At 38.3% G+C, this 19177-nt stretch carries 14 protein-coding genes; 10 read left to right on the forward strand and 4 right to left on the reverse strand.

All coding sequences use genetic code 11. From position 1 onward, the window contains the following. Positions 1-78 precede the first annotated feature (78 nt). Positions 79-1620, reverse strand: a complete 1542-nt coding sequence (locus ACKWCD_RS09360) for a RagB/SusD family nutrient uptake outer membrane protein (RefSeq protein WP_413983679.1) — start codon at positions 1618-1620, stop codon at positions 79-81. Between the two features lie 26 nt (positions 1621-1646). After that, positions 1647-4742, reverse strand: coding sequence for a SusC/RagA family TonB-linked outer membrane protein (locus ACKWCD_RS09365; protein WP_413983680.1), 3096 nt, complete (start codon positions 4740-4742; stop codon positions 1647-1649). A gap of 647 nt (positions 4743-5389) precedes the next feature. On the opposite strand from ACKWCD_RS09365, the gene ACKWCD_RS09370 reads away from it, so the two are divergent. The 3 genes from ACKWCD_RS09370 to ACKWCD_RS09380 are packed head-to-tail and all read left to right on the forward strand — an operon-like array spanning position 5390 to position 9403. Further along, positions 5390-7156 carry a glycoside hydrolase family 36 protein gene (locus tag ACKWCD_RS09370; RefSeq protein WP_413983681.1) on the forward strand — a complete coding sequence of 589 codons (1767 nt, stop codon included), beginning with the start codon at positions 5390-5392 and terminating at the stop codon, positions 7154-7156. Positions 7157-7168: 12 nt separating this feature from the next. Beyond that, positions 7169-7729 (forward strand): sugar O-acetyltransferase, encoded by a 561-nt coding sequence (locus ACKWCD_RS09375; RefSeq protein ID WP_413983682.1) that lies wholly within the window; start codon positions 7169-7171, stop codon positions 7727-7729. Positions 7730-7750: 21 nt separating this feature from the next. Further along, positions 7751-9403, forward strand: coding sequence for a solute:sodium symporter family transporter (locus ACKWCD_RS09380; protein WP_413983683.1), 1653 nt, complete (start codon positions 7751-7753; stop codon positions 9401-9403). Between the two features lie 77 nt (positions 9404-9480). Here the strand turns inward: ACKWCD_RS09380 and ACKWCD_RS09385 are convergent, their stop codons facing one another. Further along, positions 9481-10383 carry a histone deacetylase family protein gene (locus tag ACKWCD_RS09385; RefSeq protein ID WP_413983684.1) on the reverse strand — a complete coding sequence of 301 codons (903 nt, stop codon included), beginning with the start codon at positions 10381-10383 and terminating at the stop codon, positions 9481-9483. Positions 10384-10682: 299 nt separating this feature from the next. On the opposite strand from ACKWCD_RS09385, the gene ACKWCD_RS09390 reads away from it, so the two are divergent. The 5 genes from ACKWCD_RS09390 to ACKWCD_RS09410 all read left to right on the forward strand — a co-directional run bounded on the left by ACKWCD_RS09390 (position 10683) and on the right by ACKWCD_RS09410 (position 15726). Then, the gene (locus ACKWCD_RS09390) at positions 10683-10928 is read left to right on the forward strand and encodes a hypothetical protein (protein ID WP_413983685.1); all 246 of its coding nucleotides are present in this window, start codon (positions 10683-10685) and stop codon (positions 10926-10928) included. Between the two features lie 85 nt (positions 10929-11013). Further along, the gene (locus tag ACKWCD_RS09395) at positions 11014-11793 is read left to right on the forward strand and encodes a hypothetical protein (RefSeq protein ID WP_413983686.1); all 780 of its coding nucleotides are present in this window, start codon (positions 11014-11016) and stop codon (positions 11791-11793) included. 24 nt (positions 11794-11817) lie between these two features. Further along, a complete protein-coding gene (locus tag ACKWCD_RS09400; protein WP_413983687.1) occupies positions 11818-13113 on the forward strand; it encodes a Kelch repeat-containing protein in 1296 nt (431 codons plus the stop codon). A 94-nt stretch (positions 13114-13207) separates the two neighbouring features. Beyond that, the gene (locus ACKWCD_RS09405) at positions 13208-15091 is read left to right on the forward strand and encodes a tetratricopeptide repeat-containing sensor histidine kinase (RefSeq protein WP_413983688.1); all 1884 of its coding nucleotides are present in this window, start codon (positions 13208-13210) and stop codon (positions 15089-15091) included. Continuing rightward, a complete protein-coding gene (locus tag ACKWCD_RS09410) occupies positions 15088-15726 on the forward strand; it encodes a response regulator (RefSeq protein ID WP_413983689.1) in 639 nt (212 codons plus the stop codon). Before ACKWCD_RS09405 ends, ACKWCD_RS09410 begins: the two co-directional genes overlap by 4 nt. Here ACKWCD_RS09410 and ACKWCD_RS09415 read toward each other — a convergent pair. After that, positions 15723-15890: a hypothetical protein gene (locus tag ACKWCD_RS09415; RefSeq protein ID WP_413983690.1), complete on the reverse strand. Its 168-nt coding sequence runs from the start codon at positions 15888-15890 to the stop codon at positions 15723-15725. The genes ACKWCD_RS09410 and ACKWCD_RS09415 overlap by 4 nt on opposite strands. A 116-nt stretch (positions 15891-16006) precedes the next feature. On the opposite strand from ACKWCD_RS09415, the gene ACKWCD_RS09420 reads away from it, so the two are divergent. Beyond that, on the forward strand, positions 16007-17257 hold the full coding sequence (locus ACKWCD_RS09420; protein ID WP_413983691.1) for a Kelch repeat-containing protein: 1251 nt from the start codon (positions 16007-16009) through the stop codon (positions 17255-17257). A gap of 668 nt (positions 17258-17925) precedes the next feature. After that, entirely contained in the window at positions 17926-19176 is a 1251-nt protein-coding gene (locus ACKWCD_RS09425) for a hypothetical protein (protein WP_413983692.1), read from the forward strand. Position 19177 lies beyond the last annotated feature (1 nt).

The following is a 19177-nucleotide window of genomic DNA, read 5'->3' on the forward strand; positions in this document are numbered from 1 at the left end:
AAGGATTAAAAAAAGGAATCCAATCTCTTAAAATAGATTGGATTCCTCTTATAGATACAAAATGACTAGTGTTCTGTATTAGTAACCAGCATTTTGATTTAGCATACCTCCTGAGCGATCTATTTCAGACTGTGGGAAAGGAAAAACATTATATCTGTCATCCCAAGCAGCTCCGAAAACCTGAGATCCAATACCCCATCTTGTAATATCAAACCATCTATGTGGTTCTGTAGCTAATTCAAGCCTTCTTTCGTTCATTAGTGCAGTTAATGGGTCCGCGTCCATTGGAGCCATTGCTGCGGTTAACCCTGCTCTGTCTCTAATGTCTTGAATTTGCTGAACAGCAATACCTAAATCACCACCACCTCTTATCAAAGCTTCAGCATATAGCAATTTCAACTCTCCAAATCTTAACCAACGTTCATTGTTAAAATCTGCTTGACCGTTAGGTGCATGATTTCCCGCGACAGTATTATTTTGACCTCTATATTTTTTCAAGGTTAGGCCATTTGCAGACCACGAATCGTCGTAAGGCAACTCTTGTTGGCCACCGCCGTCATACGTGTAATACATATCACCAGCTTGATAGAATATAGATTGAGCCCTAAGATCACCTGCTTCGAAAGCATCAACTAAATCCTGCGTTGGTGCCCACCAACCTAGTTTGCCTGCAGGAGCACCATTACCGGCATCCCAGTACCAACCCCTGCCAGTACCTTGAGAAGCTTTGAAATCTTCAGAGTGCGTATCATCAAATACCCAAAGGTTGTCATCTGAAAAAGGACCACCATATTGTACCTCAAAAATCGATTCCGCATTATTTTCAGTGTTGAAATTGAAGTTGTCTTCGTAATTAGGCATTAACATATAAGGGCCATTGTCAACGACATCTGCTAAAGCTGGAATAGCGGCTACCCAATCTTCTTTCCAAACATTTACTTTTCCAATATATGAACGAGCTGCCCATGCAGTTGCTCTACCCGTATTACCACTATCCCATGAGTCGGGCAATCCTGCGGCTGCGTCGGCAAAATCTGCTAAAATAGCTGTGTAAAGTGCATCTTGCGTTGCATTAGGTAATGCTTGGTCATTAATTCCAGTTTTAATTTCCAAAGCTGCGGGAGGAGTGCCAAACATTTTTAAGGCTTGAAAGTGGAACCAGGCTCTTAAGAATTTAGCTTCTGCAGCTAAAACTGTTTTATCTTCCGCTGTTAAATCATTTTCGCCCTCCATATTTTGAAGCACCAAATTTGCTCTAAAAATACCTTCGTAAAGTTGCGTGTATGCTGCTGCATACGGCACATCACTAGCTCGAATCTGTAACGCGTCGATGTCTTGTGAAATTTGATCAGAGGTCAGTGGATCGGCTGCTACATCATCGGTTATTACCATAGATAATTTCCAGAATTCTCCTCGCTCTGACAGTGTTTCAGTACTGGTTCCCCAGAGATCTTGTATTGAAGAGTAAGAGGCAAAAATGGCTCCGTCAAAATCAGTTCTGGTTTTATAAAAAGTATCTGCCGTCAAACGATCTAACGGTTGAAGATCAAGTTCGTCGCTACACGAGAATATGCCGACTAAGAGGCAAAGCCCTGCAACTAGTATTTGTGCTTTTTTCATAATGTATTTCATAACTATTTATATTATTAATTAAAGGTAACTGACCAACCTACTTGAATAATTCTAGGAAAGGGAGAGGCCCCACCATCTTGGCCAGTAGCCAAAGTGAAATCACCTTTTTGGAAACTCTGTGTACGTCCGACTTCAGGGTCATATCCTGTATATTTTGTGAAGGTGGCCAAGTTCTGTGCGCCTACATAAAATCGCATATTCGATATGAAATCTTTACTCCATGATCGTAATTTGTCTTGAGACAAGCTATATCCTAATTGAATGTTCTGAATACGAAGATATCCAGCATCCTCAACCCAACGATCAGAGAAACGGTTATTGCCGTTAGGATCGTTAGCTACTAATCTAGGATTTGAGCTTGAATTTGTAGATCCTTCCGATGTCCAGCGGTCTAGAACTTGTGTGCTAAAATTACCTGTGCCTGAGTAACCTTCTAATCCAATTCTAGCAGAATTATATACTTGCTTGTTTCCAACTCCTCTGAAATTTACAGAAAAATCTAAGCCTTTGTACTCTGCATTGAAATTGAAACCATAAAAGAATCCTGGAAATGGATTACCAATAATGGTTCGGTCATCGGCATTAACTTGACCATCACCATTTACATCAACAAAACGAACATCACCTGGAGATGGGGTTCCGTTTGCATCAGGCAAGGCGGCTGCTACTTCAGCAGCATTTTGGTAAAGACCATCTGTTTTGTATCCATAGAAATGGCCAAGACTTTCACCAACGATAGTTCTATGTGTTTGTTGGCCACCAATACCACTAATGATTTGTGGAATAGGGCCTAAGTCGGTAACTTCATTTTTAACAGTTGTAATGTTTCCTCCAAAGTTATAGTTGAAATCTCCTATTTGATCTCCATAGTTAAATGAGAATTCTATACCAGAGTTTTTGATTTGCCCAATATTCGCATCGGCTGATAAAAAGAAACCAGAAACAAATGGAAGTGGAAAACCAAGAAGTACATCATCTGTAGTTTTGTTGTAATAGTCAATTGTTGCAGATAATTTATTATCTAAAAAACTTGCATCTAAACCAATATCAAATTGAGTACTTGTTTCCCATTTTAGATCTTCATTGGCAAATGTTGTAGGAGCAGGAGCGATAACACTTCCTTGATCGTCTCCTACTACATAGCGTATGTTATTGTCAATGGCACTTAAATAAGCAAAATTCAAACCTGTGAATTGATTACCAGATTGGCCCCAGCCTGCTCTAATCTTAAGCTCGTTGACGGCTGAACTTTCTGGAAAGAAATCTTCGTCAGTAATTCTCCAACCTAACGAAACAGATGGAAATATTTGATCTCTATTTCCGGGAGCAAATCTTGATGTGGCATCACGTCTCATGTTGAAGGTTGCCAAATATTTACCTTGATAGTTATACGTCAAACGACCTAACCATCCTTGTAAAGTCCATAAATCTGCTTCATTAGCTCCAGCAACAGCATTACCAGTAGAAGCAAAATTTTCATTAAATAAATCACGACCTTGAAGTCTTACTTTATCAAAACGAAATTTAGTCTGCTCAAAACCGAAAAGAGCTCCGATATTATGGTCACCATCGCCAAAGGTTTTATCATATTGTAGTGTTGCTGCACTTGTTAAGGTTAATTCTATTGGTCGTGATGAAACTAATAACGAAGATCCTGTTTGATTGGCTAATGTAGCTGTACTGGTAAAATACTCGCCAACACCGACATTATAATCAGCACCTAAAGAGGTTCTTAATTTCAAACCGTCAAATATTCCTAGTTCACCATAAAAGTTAGCAAGTATTTTTCGTGTTTGAATGGTCGTTTTAGTAAAGCGATCATCAGTGTTAAACAAAGAGTTGGTTGCACTTGCTCCGCCAGTAGTTGAAGGATCTATAAGGTTGTATCCGAATGAACCATCACCAAATGGCTGATAATATGGAGCGTTGGCAGCTGACCCGAATCCAGCGAATATACCTTGCTCACTTTGAACTTGACGATCAGTTTGACTGATTAATATTGATTCTCCGAACTTTAGTCTTTTGCCTACTTTAATATCAGAATTCGCTTTGAACGAGTAACGAGTAAAAGCTTGTTGTCTTTCAATACCCTCTTGATCTAAATACCCCCCTGAAATAAAATAATTTGCTTTTTCGCTACCACCACTAACAGTGACGTTATGGTTTTGTACAAGTCCATTTTTGAAAACCAAATCTTGCCAATCCACAGTTGGGCTTCCACTGAATGCAGAAAAATCATTTCCTAACTGTCCCTGAATGTCAATAAATTGTTCAACATTAAGAACATCGATTCTATCGCGAGTACTGGCATTTGATACGTAGCCATCATAGGTAACCTTAGCATCACCAGCAGTTCCTCTTTTGGTGGTAACTATAATTACACCGTTAGCCGCTCTCGCTCCATAAATAGCAGTTGAAGCAGCGTCTTTTAAAACATCAATAGATTTAATGTCATTTGCGTTAAGACCGGCCAATGGGTTTGAGTCAGTAGTTGATGAGGTGTTAACCGTAATGTTGGTGGTTTGAACAATAGGTACTCCATCGATAACCCATAAAGGATCATTTACACCAGGAGAGCCTATGCCACGAATACGAACACTTATAGGGGCGCCTGGATCACCACTTCTATTAGTTATGTTTACACCAGATATTGTTCCTGCCAAGGCTTGGTCAGGACTGGTAAGGGGTTTGGATACAATGTCTGAGGACCCGATGGAGCCAACAGCTCCTGTAAGATCCGCCTTTCTTTGTGTACCATACCCTACAACAACCACTTCGCTAAGGGCTTGGGCATCTTCTTGCATTACAACATTTATTGAAGATCTGCCATCAATGGCAACTTCTTGTGCTGAGTACCCAACATAAGAAAAAATCAAAGTATTTGAACCATCGGGAACATCAATAGAGTAGTTGCCATCAAAATCGGCCACAGCTCCTACGGTTGTTCCTTTAACTACAACGCTAGCACCAGACAAGGGGCCTTGGTCGTCTGTTACAGTTCCTGTAACTGTTGTTTGCGCATACATGGATTGAGATCCAAAGAGTAGCGCCAAAACAAAGAAAAAGCCAAAAGCTCTAAATTTGCTTTGTTTCTTGAAATTTTGTTTCATAATCAAATAGTTTAAGTTAGTTAATTACTTAATAGGTGGTGTTGGGGTTGAAACAACACGTGAGCAAAAGCTGTATTCAAAATTCTTGTTCTATGATACACTATGCTACTGGGTCAAATTTACTATAAAAATTGAAATATCATATACTTAAAGATAAAAAAAACTGTGCTTTTTTGGCAAGTTCTTCGAAATTCTTCCAAAAAATTATGTATTCCTCAAAGCGGAGCGCCTTAATTATGTACAAAAACACATAATTTGAACAAGTGAAGAAAGTATTTAAAATTTAATAAATTTAACTCCTTTTGATCTTTTTTTCTGATTAGAAATGGTATTTATATTTTAATTTTTAATAATTTATTAAATAATGTTTTACATTTGTATTGTAGCATAGTGTATCATAGCACTGTAATATTTGTTGAGTTAGTTTAGTAAGTTTGAGTAGCTAAAAAGCCAGGTGATACTAATTGCTTGGCTTTTGGTTTACTGGCAACCTTGATTGTAGCTGAATATGATATCGAATTGAGACCAGTTGTAATAAATTGTAATTATCTTAATATATTTTTTATTCTAGCATAGAATATCATAAATTAGGAATTTTGGAACTAGGTTTCATTCCCATTTTTTAATGACTTTCAAAAAAACTGTAAATGATAAGTACCTCGGCTCTGGCAGTATTAGACGTTGTGATTGAAGGCGTAAATTCGAATGTAGATATTTCATTGAAACCTATACCTTCAAAAGAGGGGATTGTTCTTTACGATCTTGAGATAGATACTAAAGAACCTCTCTATTTAGACCCTATAAAGCTTACATGGAAAATACCGGGTATTAACGTTAAGGGAGTTTGGAAACCTACAACTGATTTTGCTAAACGCATTCAAGCAGATTGGGAGTTGGATCATATGGAATCTAGAATCTCAATCGATGCTCCAGTAATTGCTTTATTCGGAAATGACGATCGTAATGTGATGACTTTTGCCTGCTCTAACGCAATCAATACTTTAGAAATGAATGCTCGACTTCGTGAAGAGGACAATCACTTCTATTGTCACATGACTTTTTTCTCAGAACAAGAACAGCTAATTCAAAATTTTAAGGCCCAACTTCGCATTGATTTTAGAAACCTTCATTTTTCAGATTGTTTGAGGGATGTCTCAAAATGGTGGGAAACTTTTGAAGAATTGAAACCTACTTCAGTTCCTGATATTGCAAAGAAACCTGTTTATTCAACTTGGTATCAATTTCATCAAAACTTAAGAGAAGAAACCCTAGTGCAAGAATGCAAGATTGCGCATGAAATAGGTTATGAAGCTATAATCATTGATGATGGTTGGCAGACCAATGACTCTAACCGCGGATACGATTATACGGGAGATTGGCAGCCAGAAAGGTTCCCAGAGATGGCTAGTTTGATTAAGAATATTAAGGCAACTGGAATGAAAGCTGCCATCTGGTACTCTGTTCCTTTCTGTGGAAAAAAATCAAAAGCATACCAAGATTTTAAAGGAAAGTTTTTAACTGAAGAACATCGTTGGGCTCCCGTTTTTGATCCCCGTTATCCTGAGGTTCGTGAGCATTTAATTGGTTTATATACCAATGCTTTAAACGCTTGGAATTTAGACGGATTCAAACTTGATTTTATTGATGACTTTCATATCTATGAATCTACTCCTTTAGGAAAGAAAGACGGACGTGATTATGCATCGATCAATGAGGCTGTTGATCGCTTGTTAACTGATGTTATCACCCGTCTTAAAGCTATTAAGTCAGATATTTTTATCGAGTTTCGTCAAAAATATACAGGTCCTGCAATGCGAAAATATGGCAACATGTTTCGTGCTTTTGATTGCCCAGGTGATGCAGTTATGAATCGTGTTCGAATTGCAGATATCAGAATGCTCTGTGGCAATACAGCTCCTCATGCTGACATGATTACATGGCATAATGACGAAGAAGTTGAGGTTGCTGCCTTGCAATTAATCAATACGCTTTTTGGTGTTCCGCAATTATCTATCATGCTAAATGATGCCCCTCACACGCATATTGAAATGATAGCGTTTTATACCCAATATTGGAATGAAAATAGAGACACTTTATTAAACGGTTATTTTGTGCCTTCAAAACCTTTAGCTAATTATCCTACCCAACGTGTTTCAAAAGAGGGTAAAACCATTATTGGTGTTTATGAGGAATATGTAACTACTTTAGAAAATGCAGATAATTCCATTCATATTCATAATGCGCAAATAGCAAATCATATTGTGATTAGAAACACAAAGGACTTTGGGAATTATCAATGTCAGGTTTACGATTGTCGAGGCAATATAATTTCCGAATCTATGCTTGCGTTTGAAAAAGGACTTCTCGAAATTGCCATTCCGCCTTGCGGGATTTTAATTGCTGAAAAAAGTTAAAAACTTATTATCATGACGGAAAAAGAGAAAATGGTCCAAGGCCTACCTTATAATCCTCATGATAAAGAATTGCGAAAAGCGAGAACAAGAGCAAGGCAAATACTTCGAACCATTTCTGAAATTCCTGAAGACAAAGAACGACAGCGGAAACACTTCTTTAAAGAGCTTTTTGCTGAAACCGGGCAAAGATTCCTAATTGAAAATCCTTTTATTTGTGACTACGGGAGTAACATTTTTTGGGGAGAAAATGCGTACGCAAACTTTGGATGTATTATATTAGACGCTGCACCTGTTTATATTGGCAAAAACGTAATGTTAGCTCCAGCAGTCAAAATTTTTACTGCCACACATCCTCTTGAATATAAAGAGCGCAATTCAGGAATCGAATTTGCAAAAGAGATTCGAATTGGAGATAATGTATGGATTGGTGGTGGGGCAATTATAAACCCAGGTGTGACGATAGGCAATAATAGTGTCATTGGTTCAGGAAGTGTTGTTACCAAAGACATTCCTGAAAATGTCGTTGCCGCTGGTAACCCATGTCGGGTCATAAAGGAGATTAACAATTCATAACCAACTAACAAACAATACAATATGCTTGCAATTCTTAGTTTTATAGGCTTTACTGCTCTCGTGGCTGGTGTAGCCTGGTATTCTACTCGTGGTACAAATGAAAATACAGCTGATGGTTATTATCTTGGAGGGCGTAGTTTGGGAGCACTCACAATTGCGGGTTCGCTGCTGTTAACCAATCTATCTGCAGAGCAAATAGTAGGTTTAAATGGACAAGCTTTTTCTGAAGGTATTTTGGTAATGGCTTGGGAGACTCTTGCGGCCATCGCAATGGTAATTACGGCAGTTTGGTTTTTACCAAAATACATGAACAAAGGAATTACCACTATTCCCGAATTTATTGAAGGTCGTTTTGATGAAAATACAAAGGCAATTCTTTCAGTTTTGTTTCTAATTGCTTTTGGTATAGTGTTGTTGCCGACCATTTTGTATGCAGGCTCTAAGGCATTTATTACTATGTTCGAATTACCGGAGACTCTCGGAGTTTCTGAAACTGCTGCTTATTGGATTTGTGTTTGGAGTATCGGTTTAATCGGAATTATTTATGCAATTTATGGCGGACTTAAGGCGGTAGCAGTTTCTGACCTTGTTAATGCCATTGGCTTATTAATCGGAGGACTACTTATTCCTTATTTCGGTTTAACCATGATAAGTGATGATGGCAGTATTTCTGGTGGTATTTCAAAATTATGGATAGAGAATCAAGATAAATTTGATGTCACAGGCGATGTAACATCTTCCATTCCAGTTGGTACGATTTTTACAGGAATGATGATAGCACAAATGTATTATTGGGGTACGAATCAGTCTATATTGCAACGTGTATTTGGAGCTAAAAGTTTAGCTGAAGGCCAGAAAGGTATGATGCTAGCGGCCTTTGTAAAATTCTTGATTCCCGTTATTGTGGTATTGCCTGGTATTATTGCATATAATATGTTTGGTTCTGAATTGACCGATGCAGATGCCTCCTATCCTGAGTTGGTTCGAAGAGTTTTACCGGGTAGCCTTTTAGGTTTCTTTGCAGCCGTTTTATTTGGAGCGATATTAAGTTCATTCAATAGTCTATTAAATAGTAGTGCTACCTTATTTGGTTTTGACTTGTACAAGAAATTTTTTAATCGTGGAGCAACCGAGCAAACAGCAGTAAAGGCAGGAAAGCGTTTTGGCCTTGGCCTAGCTATAGTCTCTATGTCAATAGCACCTTTTATTCGCTATGCACCTGACGGATTATTCTCCTACATTCAGCAGGCCTTAGGTAGTTTGAGTGTTCCGATTTTGGCTGTCGTTATTATTGGTATTCTTACTAAGAAAGTACCCGCTATTGGCGCCAAAATTGTTTTAATAGGCGGTGTGCTAATGTACTTGATTAGCTTACTTGGATTGGGACCAAATATGGTGAAATCTGCATTAGCGAAGGCTGAAGCGGATGGCATTACCGATGCCGCTCAATTAGCAGTTATAGAGGCGGAAGCTTACCCGCACTTTTTACATATTATGGGTATTCTGTTTGTAATAAACATCATAATAATGCTTGTTGTAGGTGCCGTCAAACCAAAAACTGATGAATATGTACCTCATGTTACAGATGCTATTGACACCACACCTTGGAAGTATGCTACTGTGGTAGGGATATTAATCACGCTGTTGGTTTTAAGTACCTATCTGATTTTCTAAAAGTGTTTTTACTCCTTAGGATGAAAAAAATAAAAAAGCTTCCCAAATTTTAGGAAGCTTTTTTATGGGACAAGTTTTTAAAAATAAATCTGCTGCGCCAACCGAAACGTATTCGCATGCGCATCAACAATAGTTTTAATATCTGGGGAATAGCCACCACCCATACTACATTGTACCGGAATTTGAAGTTTGTAACAAGTTTCTAAAACAAATGCATCACGTTGTTTACAGCCTTCAATAGTCATTCCTAAAGTCCCCAGCTTATCTGTTTCAATGACATCGACGCCAGAGAGGTAAAAGATGAAATCTGGTTTTTCCTGTTCGATTAACTTCGGAAGTGTTTCCTTTAAAATGGACAAATACCTAGCATCATCTGTCCCTTTTTCAAGAGGAATATCCAAATCGGATTGTTCTTTTTTAAAAGGATAATTGCTCGCTCCATGCATCGAAAAAGTAAAAACAGAAGCATCGTTTTGAAAGATTTCAGCTGTGCCGTTGCCTTGGTGCACATCTAAATCAACAATCAGAATTTTTTTAGCCAATCCCTTAGCCTGAAGATATCTTGCACCAATCGCTTGGTCATTCAGCATGCAAAAAGCTTCCCCACGATTGGTGTACGCATGATGAGTACCTCCGGCGATATTCATGGCAATGCCATGTTCTTGGGCATATTCGCAACCTTTTAGTGTGCCGTCAGCAATAATACGTTCACGTTCTACCAAATCTTCTGTCAAGGGGAAACCAATTTTTCGAGCTTCTTTTGGCGGAATTTTAATATTCAACAAATCGTAAAAATACTCAGGGTCATGAGCGGCAACGATGTATTTGTCATTGGGTATTTCAGGCTCAAAAAAGTTTACAGGTTCACAAGTGCCTTCGTGTAAGAGTTGCTTGGGCAATAAATCATACTTCAACATCGGAAAACGATGTCCGTCTGGCAGATGGTGTTTGTAGATGGGATGGTAGGCAATCTTTAACATGAAGCAAAGATAAACCCAAACGTCTTTACGAGGAGGCACGACGAAGTAATCTGTTTATTTCTGGTGCTTGTGTTTCAATGAAACAGATTGCTTCGTTGCTGTAACCCTTATAGTTTAGTCAGTCATTGTAGCAGCTCCTCGCAAAGACCGTTGAGGTGATTTTTTATTGTTTCAACTTCGTGCCTCGTACTTCACTCCTCAGGGAAAACCCTGAATTTTCTTTTTCATGGAATACCCTGAAGGATATCCTATTCGTATTCAGCAACTTGCAACTCTAAATAACTAGAAATACTAGAACCATGAAAACTTCAATCGTATTGCTCGCTTTAATTGTTATAAACACTTCCGCCTTACTATCAGAACCATTAGCTAGTTTGGTGAAAGGGGTAAACCCTTGGCTTTTAGTCGCTCTTGAATTCGTATTACTTCTTATTTTTTATATAAACACCCAATTAAAAGGACTGCATGAAATTTCTAGAATAGACCTCAGCGGATTCGAACTTTTTGTTGTCAAACCAAAGGACAAAACTCAGGGTTTTCCCTGAGTTTTTTATTTCAGGGAAAACCCTGAATAAATGGTAAAACAGAATTGCAACCTTGCATCAAGAAACAATAAGATTTTATAATAGTATGAAAACGATACAAATAAATAGCATCATATTCTTCTTCATTAGCATGTCAATTGTGTCTTGTCAAACGTCACAAGACTCCAAAGTACTTGCAGTACAAGGCGAGTATTCGCTAACTAAAAATCATTTGGAAAAACATTTGTCGGACCTAAGTGCCGCAGGCGAACTATCAAAAGAAGAAATACAAAGTGAAAAACTACTCTTGATAGCGATGTTTAAAGAAGCTCCTGAGGAAATCTTGGCGAGCTTAGAAGAAACACATACAATGCCTCCGACTCCAAACCCAACACCTGACCCCGCACCAAATCCTGCTTCTTCAAATTTAGCTGCGGGTCATCAACAAGTCAGAGCTGCTTTAGGTACTGATATCGGGCAAATGCAATTCGATACAGAAAAAGCACAGCAGTTTAGAACTTTTATGGCAAACTCACTTTTGAGTTCAGGCAGTTCTAGTGGAGATGGCAGCGGGGGTAGGAGTGCTAGCAACAAAATACAGTTTTGTGCAGATGGTTCATATGTGGAATACCGTTCAGCACATCTTGGTATATCTGTACCCGGTATGGACGCCAGTGGCTATGATGAAGACCAAATACCGGGCTATTGGGAAGTTGCTGCTTTACCCAATGGTATGCAAATAATTCTGCTATACAGCACACATCATTTAATGTTAGAAGATTACCCCACTGGGCTACTCCCTTTTTTCGTAGGGCAATATGCGCAAGACTTTGTGGCATTGCCCAATGGTGATGGGTTTAGCCGAACGATGAACTATTGTAATTAAATCAAAATTTTAAAAATGGAAACTATGAAAGCCCTATTAAAAATAACAGTTTTATTACTTGTATTAAGCACTTTTTACAATTGTAGTAAAGACGACAACACGCCTGTACCAGAACCTATTGCACAACCGCAACCTATGCCAGAGCCCGAACCTGAAAACCAAGCCCCGACACAAGTATCGTTAGTGTCGCCCGCACCCGATACCGAAAATATTGATGTACGCCCGACTTTTAGTTGGCAGGCTGCAACAGACCCTGATGGCGATACCATCACCTATGAAGTGTATGCCGATACAACCGCTGCGCCCTCAACTTTAATTGGTACGACCAACGCAACAAGTTTTGAAATGGAAGAACGGTTAAATCTCCTAGAAAATTACAACTGGAAGATAGTGGCCAACGATGGTAAAGGTGGGGAAAGTGAGAGTGAAAGTCAAAGTTTTGATACTAGAAATGTTTTCTTTTCAAATGCTACTCAGAATGCTGATTTTTTAGGAAGGTCTGCTTTTGCATCAACAGTTTTTCAGGATAAAGTTTGGATTTCTGGTGGATTTCAAGATGCTACATTAGAATTAGGTCGCACCAACGATATATGGAATAGCGAAGATGGTGTAAACTGGGTATTAGTGACACAAAACGCAGAATGGCCAGGACGGATTCGTCACGAAATGATTGTTTTTGATAACAAATTATGGATAATTGGAGGGTTTGATTCAGAAGGACCTATTGGCGATGTTTGGAATAGTGAAGATGGCGTAACTTGGAATTTAGTCACTGACTCGGCAGGTTTTGGTAATGTTAGTGGCCATAGTGTTATAGTTTTTGACGACAAAATGTGGTTGACCCAAGAAGGCGCAGTATGGTTTAGTGATAATGGTGCTGTATGGACCTTAGCTTCTGATGATGGTATTGGCCAGTTAAGGATAAGACATACTTCAGTAGTTTTTGAAGACAAAATGTGGGTTATAGGAGGAGCTAATGAGGGAGCGAATAATGTGATGTCTAGTAATGATGGAATTACTTGGGTTGTAGTAAATGACGCACCATCATTTATTGATGAAAATAGCTTCGAGCGAAGGGGACATACTAGTGTAGTTTTTGATGATAAAATATGGGTAATCGCTGGTTTTGGAGGAAAAGTAGAGGCAACAGATATTTGGTACAGTAAAGATGGTAAAGATTGGTTACTCTCAACCGAAGAGTCAGCTTATTCGGGAAGAGTGTCTCATGAGTCAGTAGTTTACAATAATAAAATATGGGTTATCGGTGGTCAAGACGTTATTACGAATGACCGTAAAAACGACGTCTGGTTTATTGATTAATTAAAACGAAACACAGCCCCAAAGGTTCACAATACCTATGGGGCTTTAGCCCAACAAAACATATTGTATCTTTAAAACACTAGAAACCAACCTTATGAAAAACCAGATCTTTTTAATAGTATTCTTTTTTTTGTGTTCAAACATTGGGTTGGGTCAGAACAAGGAGATTGACACCACAAGAATATTGAACAAGATAAAAGAAACGGAGGCCATAGAATTTTCTGAGCCCATAAAAGCCCTCAAGAAATATGAAGAAATTTATAACTTAAGTACATCAATAGATTTTGATAAGGGAGCTTTTAAAGCAGTATTGTATTCTGCTTATTTACATAACAATCTAGCACAATACGATTCTGCATTTTTCTTTTTCGATAAGGCTAAAACAATCAATTTACGACTTAAGGAACCCTTGAATGATGCTTATATCGCTCTTAATAGGGCAAATACTTATATGTACCAAGGAGATTTGGAAAGTTCTATAGAAAATCATTTTTATGGGATTGAAATTTTGGAAAAAGAAAAAGATAGTGCACGTTTAATAGGTGCCTATGCTAATCTCTCTACAGTATTTGATCAATTAGACGATTTTGATAAGGAGATTGAATACTTAAAAAAATCTTTAAATCTTACTCCTAAAGATGGCTGGCAGGATATGGCTTTGACTTATGGAGATATTGGTTTGGCTTACATTGATAAAAAAAATTATGAAAAGGCCTACGTAAACTTAAGTAAAGCAGATAGCATTTCTCAATTAACCAAAAGCTCCATGCTAGATTTTTATGTCACCAGAAACTGGGGTGATTATTATATTTCTATAGAAGATTTTAAAACTGCCATTGGATATTTGAAAACTTCTATTTTAAAAGCCAAGGAGAATAATTATAAATTCTATGAAAAAGAGTTAATGATTAATTTGGGTGAATGTTATGTAAAAATTGGGAATTTAGAACTAGCTGAACCTATTCTAATGGACGCACTAAATGAAGGTAAAGAATTAGCGGTTCTAGAAATTCCTAAAAAAGCGTCAATCCTTCTCTCCAAATTATATGAAAAAAAGAAAAACTATAAAAATGCAAATCTCTATTTAAATCAGCATCTTCTTTTTAAAGATTCTCTTGTTAGCCAAGAGCATATTAAAACGGTCAATAACTTAGATTTAAAATATCAAACAGAAAAAAAAGATAAAGAACTTGCAGAACAAAAACTCATTATTCAAGAAAGCAAATCAAAAAACCAAACTATGAATATATTGATCGTTTCCCTCCTCTTAGGGTCAATTTTATTGTGGTTTTCTTTTCGGCAGCGTCAAAAGCGGATGCAGCAGCAATTAGTAGCAATAGAAAGAGAACAAGAAGTCAGAACCCTAGAATCACTTATAGAAGGCGAAGAAAAAGAACGTTTTCGTATTGCCAAAGAATTGCATGATGGCGTTAACGGTGATTTAGCTGCTATTAAGTTCAAATTGACCTCACTATTGGAGACCAATAATCAGGTTATTAATGAAGCGGTCACTATGATTGATAATAGCTGTGAGCAGGTGCGGGCGATTTCCCACAATCTGGTGCCTCCTTCTCTAAAAGATTTTGATCTATTAGAAGCGGTTGAAGAATATTGTCAAAGTATGAACAGTATTCATGAACCTTCCATAGAATTCCAACAATTGGGTGACCCTATAGATTTAGATAAAAAACAAGAGGCGAATGTATTCCGAATCGTACAAGAACTGGTTACCAATAGCATCAAACATGCCGAAGCTAAGGAAATCAATGTACAGTTAAGTCATTTAAACAATACGCTGCAACTTACTGTAGAAGACAATGGTAAAGGCTTTGACCCCAAAACCGTAAAAAGTGATGGTATCGGTATGCAAAATGTACAATCAAGAGTAGACTACTTGAATGCCACGATGGACTTCCTCTCTAATGAAAAAGGAACATCGTATACCATAGCAATGGATACTAAAACTTCAACATCATGATAACGATAGCGATTACCGACGACCATCAAATGGTGATGCAAGGCATTGAAACGATGTTGCGCTATGAACCAGATATGGTAATTAGCCATAAATACAACACGGTTGCAAGTACCCTAGAAGGCCTGTCGAATCAGCAACCTGATATTCTGTTATTAGACATCAACCTACCCGATGGCAACGGTATCGATTTATGTAAAAAATTAAATGATTTATACCCACAATTGAAAATTATTGCGCTAAGCAGTTTTAGTGAAATTGCTTTCGTAAAACGTATTCTGAGTAATGGTGCAAGCGGATATTTATTAAAAAACACCAGTAAAGAAGAGTTGATAACGGCCTTTAAAACGGTTTTAGACGGGCAACAATACTTGCAGCCGGATATTCAAAAAAAATTACTTCTAAATTCTTTAGGTCAAAAGAAAACAGCTTCTTTTATTCCGAAATTGACACGGCGTGAAAAAGAGGTGCTTACAGCCATTTCAGAAGAATTAACTACTCAAGAAATTGCTGATAAACTTTTCATAAGCAGCAAAACTGTAGAGACGCACCGAATGAACTTAATCAGTAAACTCGGCGCGCGTAATAGTGTCGGTTTGGTGAAAATTGCCTTAGAAAAAGATTTGTTGAAGGATTAATTTTCGATAAAATTGTCTGGTCGAGCACCTCGGCTACTCTCGGCACAGGCTCCGTCGAGACCTATAGGTGTTCCTAGGTTCTCGACGGAGTTTATCTTGAGCCAGTCGAAAGGCTCGAAATGACAGTAGGGTTCATACTTCTCACCTCGTCTCTCGTCGTTCAAACCTCGTACTTTAAAACTCAGGGAATACCCTGAGTTTTTTATTTCAGGGAATACCCTGAAGGTTTTAAAGCAGGCTGGAAATACCTTGCAGGCATAACATTTAAAACCATAATGCAATGAAAACCATTTTAAGAATAACCTTTTTGTCCCTACTCTTAATTGTCTTTAGTTGTAGTAAAGACGATGCGCCAACACCAGAACCAATGGCGCAACCGGAGCCAGAACCGACTCCTGAGCCGGTAAACCAAGCCCCATCTCAAGTAAACTTACTTGCTCCAGCTGCTGATGCGGAAAATGTTGATGTGCGCCCTACTTTTAGTTGGGAGGCTGCTACCGATCCAGATGGGGATGCAATTACCTATGAAATTTACGCAGATACGACCGCTACGCCTTCGACCTTGATTGGTACCACCACCGAAACCAATTTTGAGGTCGATGAGCGTTTGACCTTATTGGAAAATTATAGTTGGAATGTTCTTGCCAAGGATGATAAAGACGGAGAAAGCGAAAGTACTACACAAGGTTTTGATACGAGATCTATCATCGTATCTCTTGCAACAACAACTGCACCTTTTGGCAAACGACTATTTCACAGTCTTTCTGTTTTTAATGATAAAATTTTTGTTATTGCCGGAAATGAAAAAGAAGAAGGAAATAAGAACGATGTATGGAGCAGTTCTGATGGCGTGAATTGGGATTTAGTGACCAGTGATGCAGGTTTTTCACCTAGAAATTTGCTCAAATCTTTCACCTATGACAATAAGCTATGGATAATAGGTGGATTCACTAATGGTGTTGGTAACACGAGGGATATTTGGAATAGCGAAGATGGTGTGAATTGGAATTTGATTAAGGCTGATGTGGGATTTGATATACAAAGCGACTCTTCTATTTTAATTTTTGACAATAAAATATGGGTTATCGGCGTCGATACTTGGTTTAGTGAAGATGGACTAGTATGGTCATTAGCTGAGAGTAACCTTTCCCGTAGAGGCGCGGCGACTGTTTTTGATAATAAAATATGGGTTGTCGGTCATGACTCTGATACTAATTTATCGTTCTCAGAAGATGGTTTTTCATGGACTTTAGTAGAACCTAATTCTAATCTTTTGTTAGAAGATTCTCCCATAGTTAATCACGGATTTTTGACATTTGATAATAAAATGTGGGTTTTGACACAAGGATCTGAAATCAACCTATTCTCTTCTAGAAATGGAACAGATTGGGAATTAGTATCAGACGCTACAGGTATAAACGTTCAATTGTTTTACGAGACAATTGTTTACAATAATAAAATTTGGATTGTTGGTGGAAATGCTCCTGGTGAAGCCAATAATTTTCAAGATGACGTCTGGTTTATCGATTAGAAAATTCAATAAAGCCGTAGTAATCCTAAATATTGATGAACGTTTAAATATTTAGAAATTATTAAAGCAATAACGACTTTGTTTTTTTGCAATAATCACATTGAATTTTCGTGCGCATGCTCAAAAAGACAGTTCGTCAATAATTGATAAACAATTTGGAAGAAAAAACTTGCGTAGTTGACAAACGTTTTTGCGAGGAGGCACGACGAAGCCACCTGCCAGATAGGGTGAGCAATCTGTTGAATTAAGTCGAGGTGCTTCTACAGACAGATTGCTTCGTTGCTTGAATCTTAATTGTTTAAGTCTCCCTTTTACCAGCTCCTCGCAAACCCGTCTGCCGACAGGCAGGGACGATTTGGTTTGACCTTTTTTATGCTTTTCACTTAAATAAAGCTGTCCGGTCGAGCACCTCGGATACGCTCGGCACAGGCTCCGTCAAGACCTATAGGTGTTCCTAGGTTCTCGACGGAGTTTATCTTGAGCCAGTCGAAAGGCTCGAAACGACAGTAAGTTTCCCACTTCATACTTCTCACTTCGTTCCTCGTCGTTCAAACCTCGTACTTTAAAACTCAGGGAAAACCCTGAGTTTTTTATTTCAGGGAATACCCTGAAGGTTTTAAAGTATGCTGCCAATACCTTGCAAGCATAACATTTAAAACCATAATGCAATGAAAACCATTTTAAGAATAACCTTTTTGTCCCTGATCTTTCTTGCTTTTAGTTGTAGTAAGGACGATGCGCCGACACCAGAACCTATTGCCCAACCAGAGCCAGAACCGACTCCTGAGCTGGTAAATCAAGCGCCATCTCAAGTAAGCTTACTTACGCCAGCTGCTGATGCGGAAAATGTTGATGTGCGCCCTACTTTTAGTTGGGAGGCTGCTACGGATTCAGATGGGGATGCAATTACGTATGAGATTTATGCAGATACGATCGCTACGCCCTCGACCTTGATTGGTACCACCACCGAAACCAATTTTGAGGTTGACGAACGCTTGAGTCTATTGGAGAACTATAGTTGGAATGTTGTTGCTAAGGACGGTAAAGGAGGTGAAAGTGAGAGTATAGGTCAGGCTTTTAGCACGCGAACAGTGCGAACTTCAATAGCTACAGACGCCGCTGCTTTTGGTCTAAGGGTCGCTCATAGCAGCGTTCTATTCGATGATAAGGTTTGGGTCATCAGTGGTAGAACATTTGATACTGACGACACCTATTTAGGGGAGCCCAATGATATTTGGAATAGTGAAGATGGTGTGAATTGGACGCTTGTAACCTCTGACGCAAGTTTTTCAGGAAGACTTCGTCATTCATCAGTAGTTTTTGAGAATAAAATGTGGGTGCTTGGTGGCGTGGTTGGTACAGAACGCTCAAGTGAAATATGGAACAGTAGCGATGGTATTAACTGGACGCTGGTTAGTAATAATAGCACATTGGATTTTACAGATGACAAGGTTATTGTTTTTGATAATAAACTATGGTTAGTAAATGATAATGTCTGGTTTAGTGAAGATGGTATTGTTTGGACACTGGCTTATAATGGTAGTGAACGTATTCGGGGTTCAGCGGTCACATTCCAAGACAAAATGGTAGTGGTTAATTTAAAAGATTCTGAGGTTCATATTTCTGAAGATGGGTTCAATTGGGAGACGATAGAAAATAATATAAATACTTTATTGTCAAGCGTTTCCAGTATTGACGATGATATTATCGTTTTTGATAATAAAATATGGTCTTTAGGGAGTTTCGAGAATAAATTAATATACAGTGAAGACGGTATAATATGGAGTTTGGCAAATGAAGCTTCTATAATTCCATATTTATTTTCTCATACCACTGCAGTATTGAATGAAAAAATATGGGTTATTGGTGGTAGCGAAGGTAGCAGTACCGGACTAGCCAGTGTTTATTTCATTAATTAAT

It is taken from the genome of Maribacter taeanensis (genome assembly GCF_047345145.1).
GTDB lineage: Bacteria > Bacteroidota > Bacteroidia > Flavobacteriales > Flavobacteriaceae > Maribacter_C.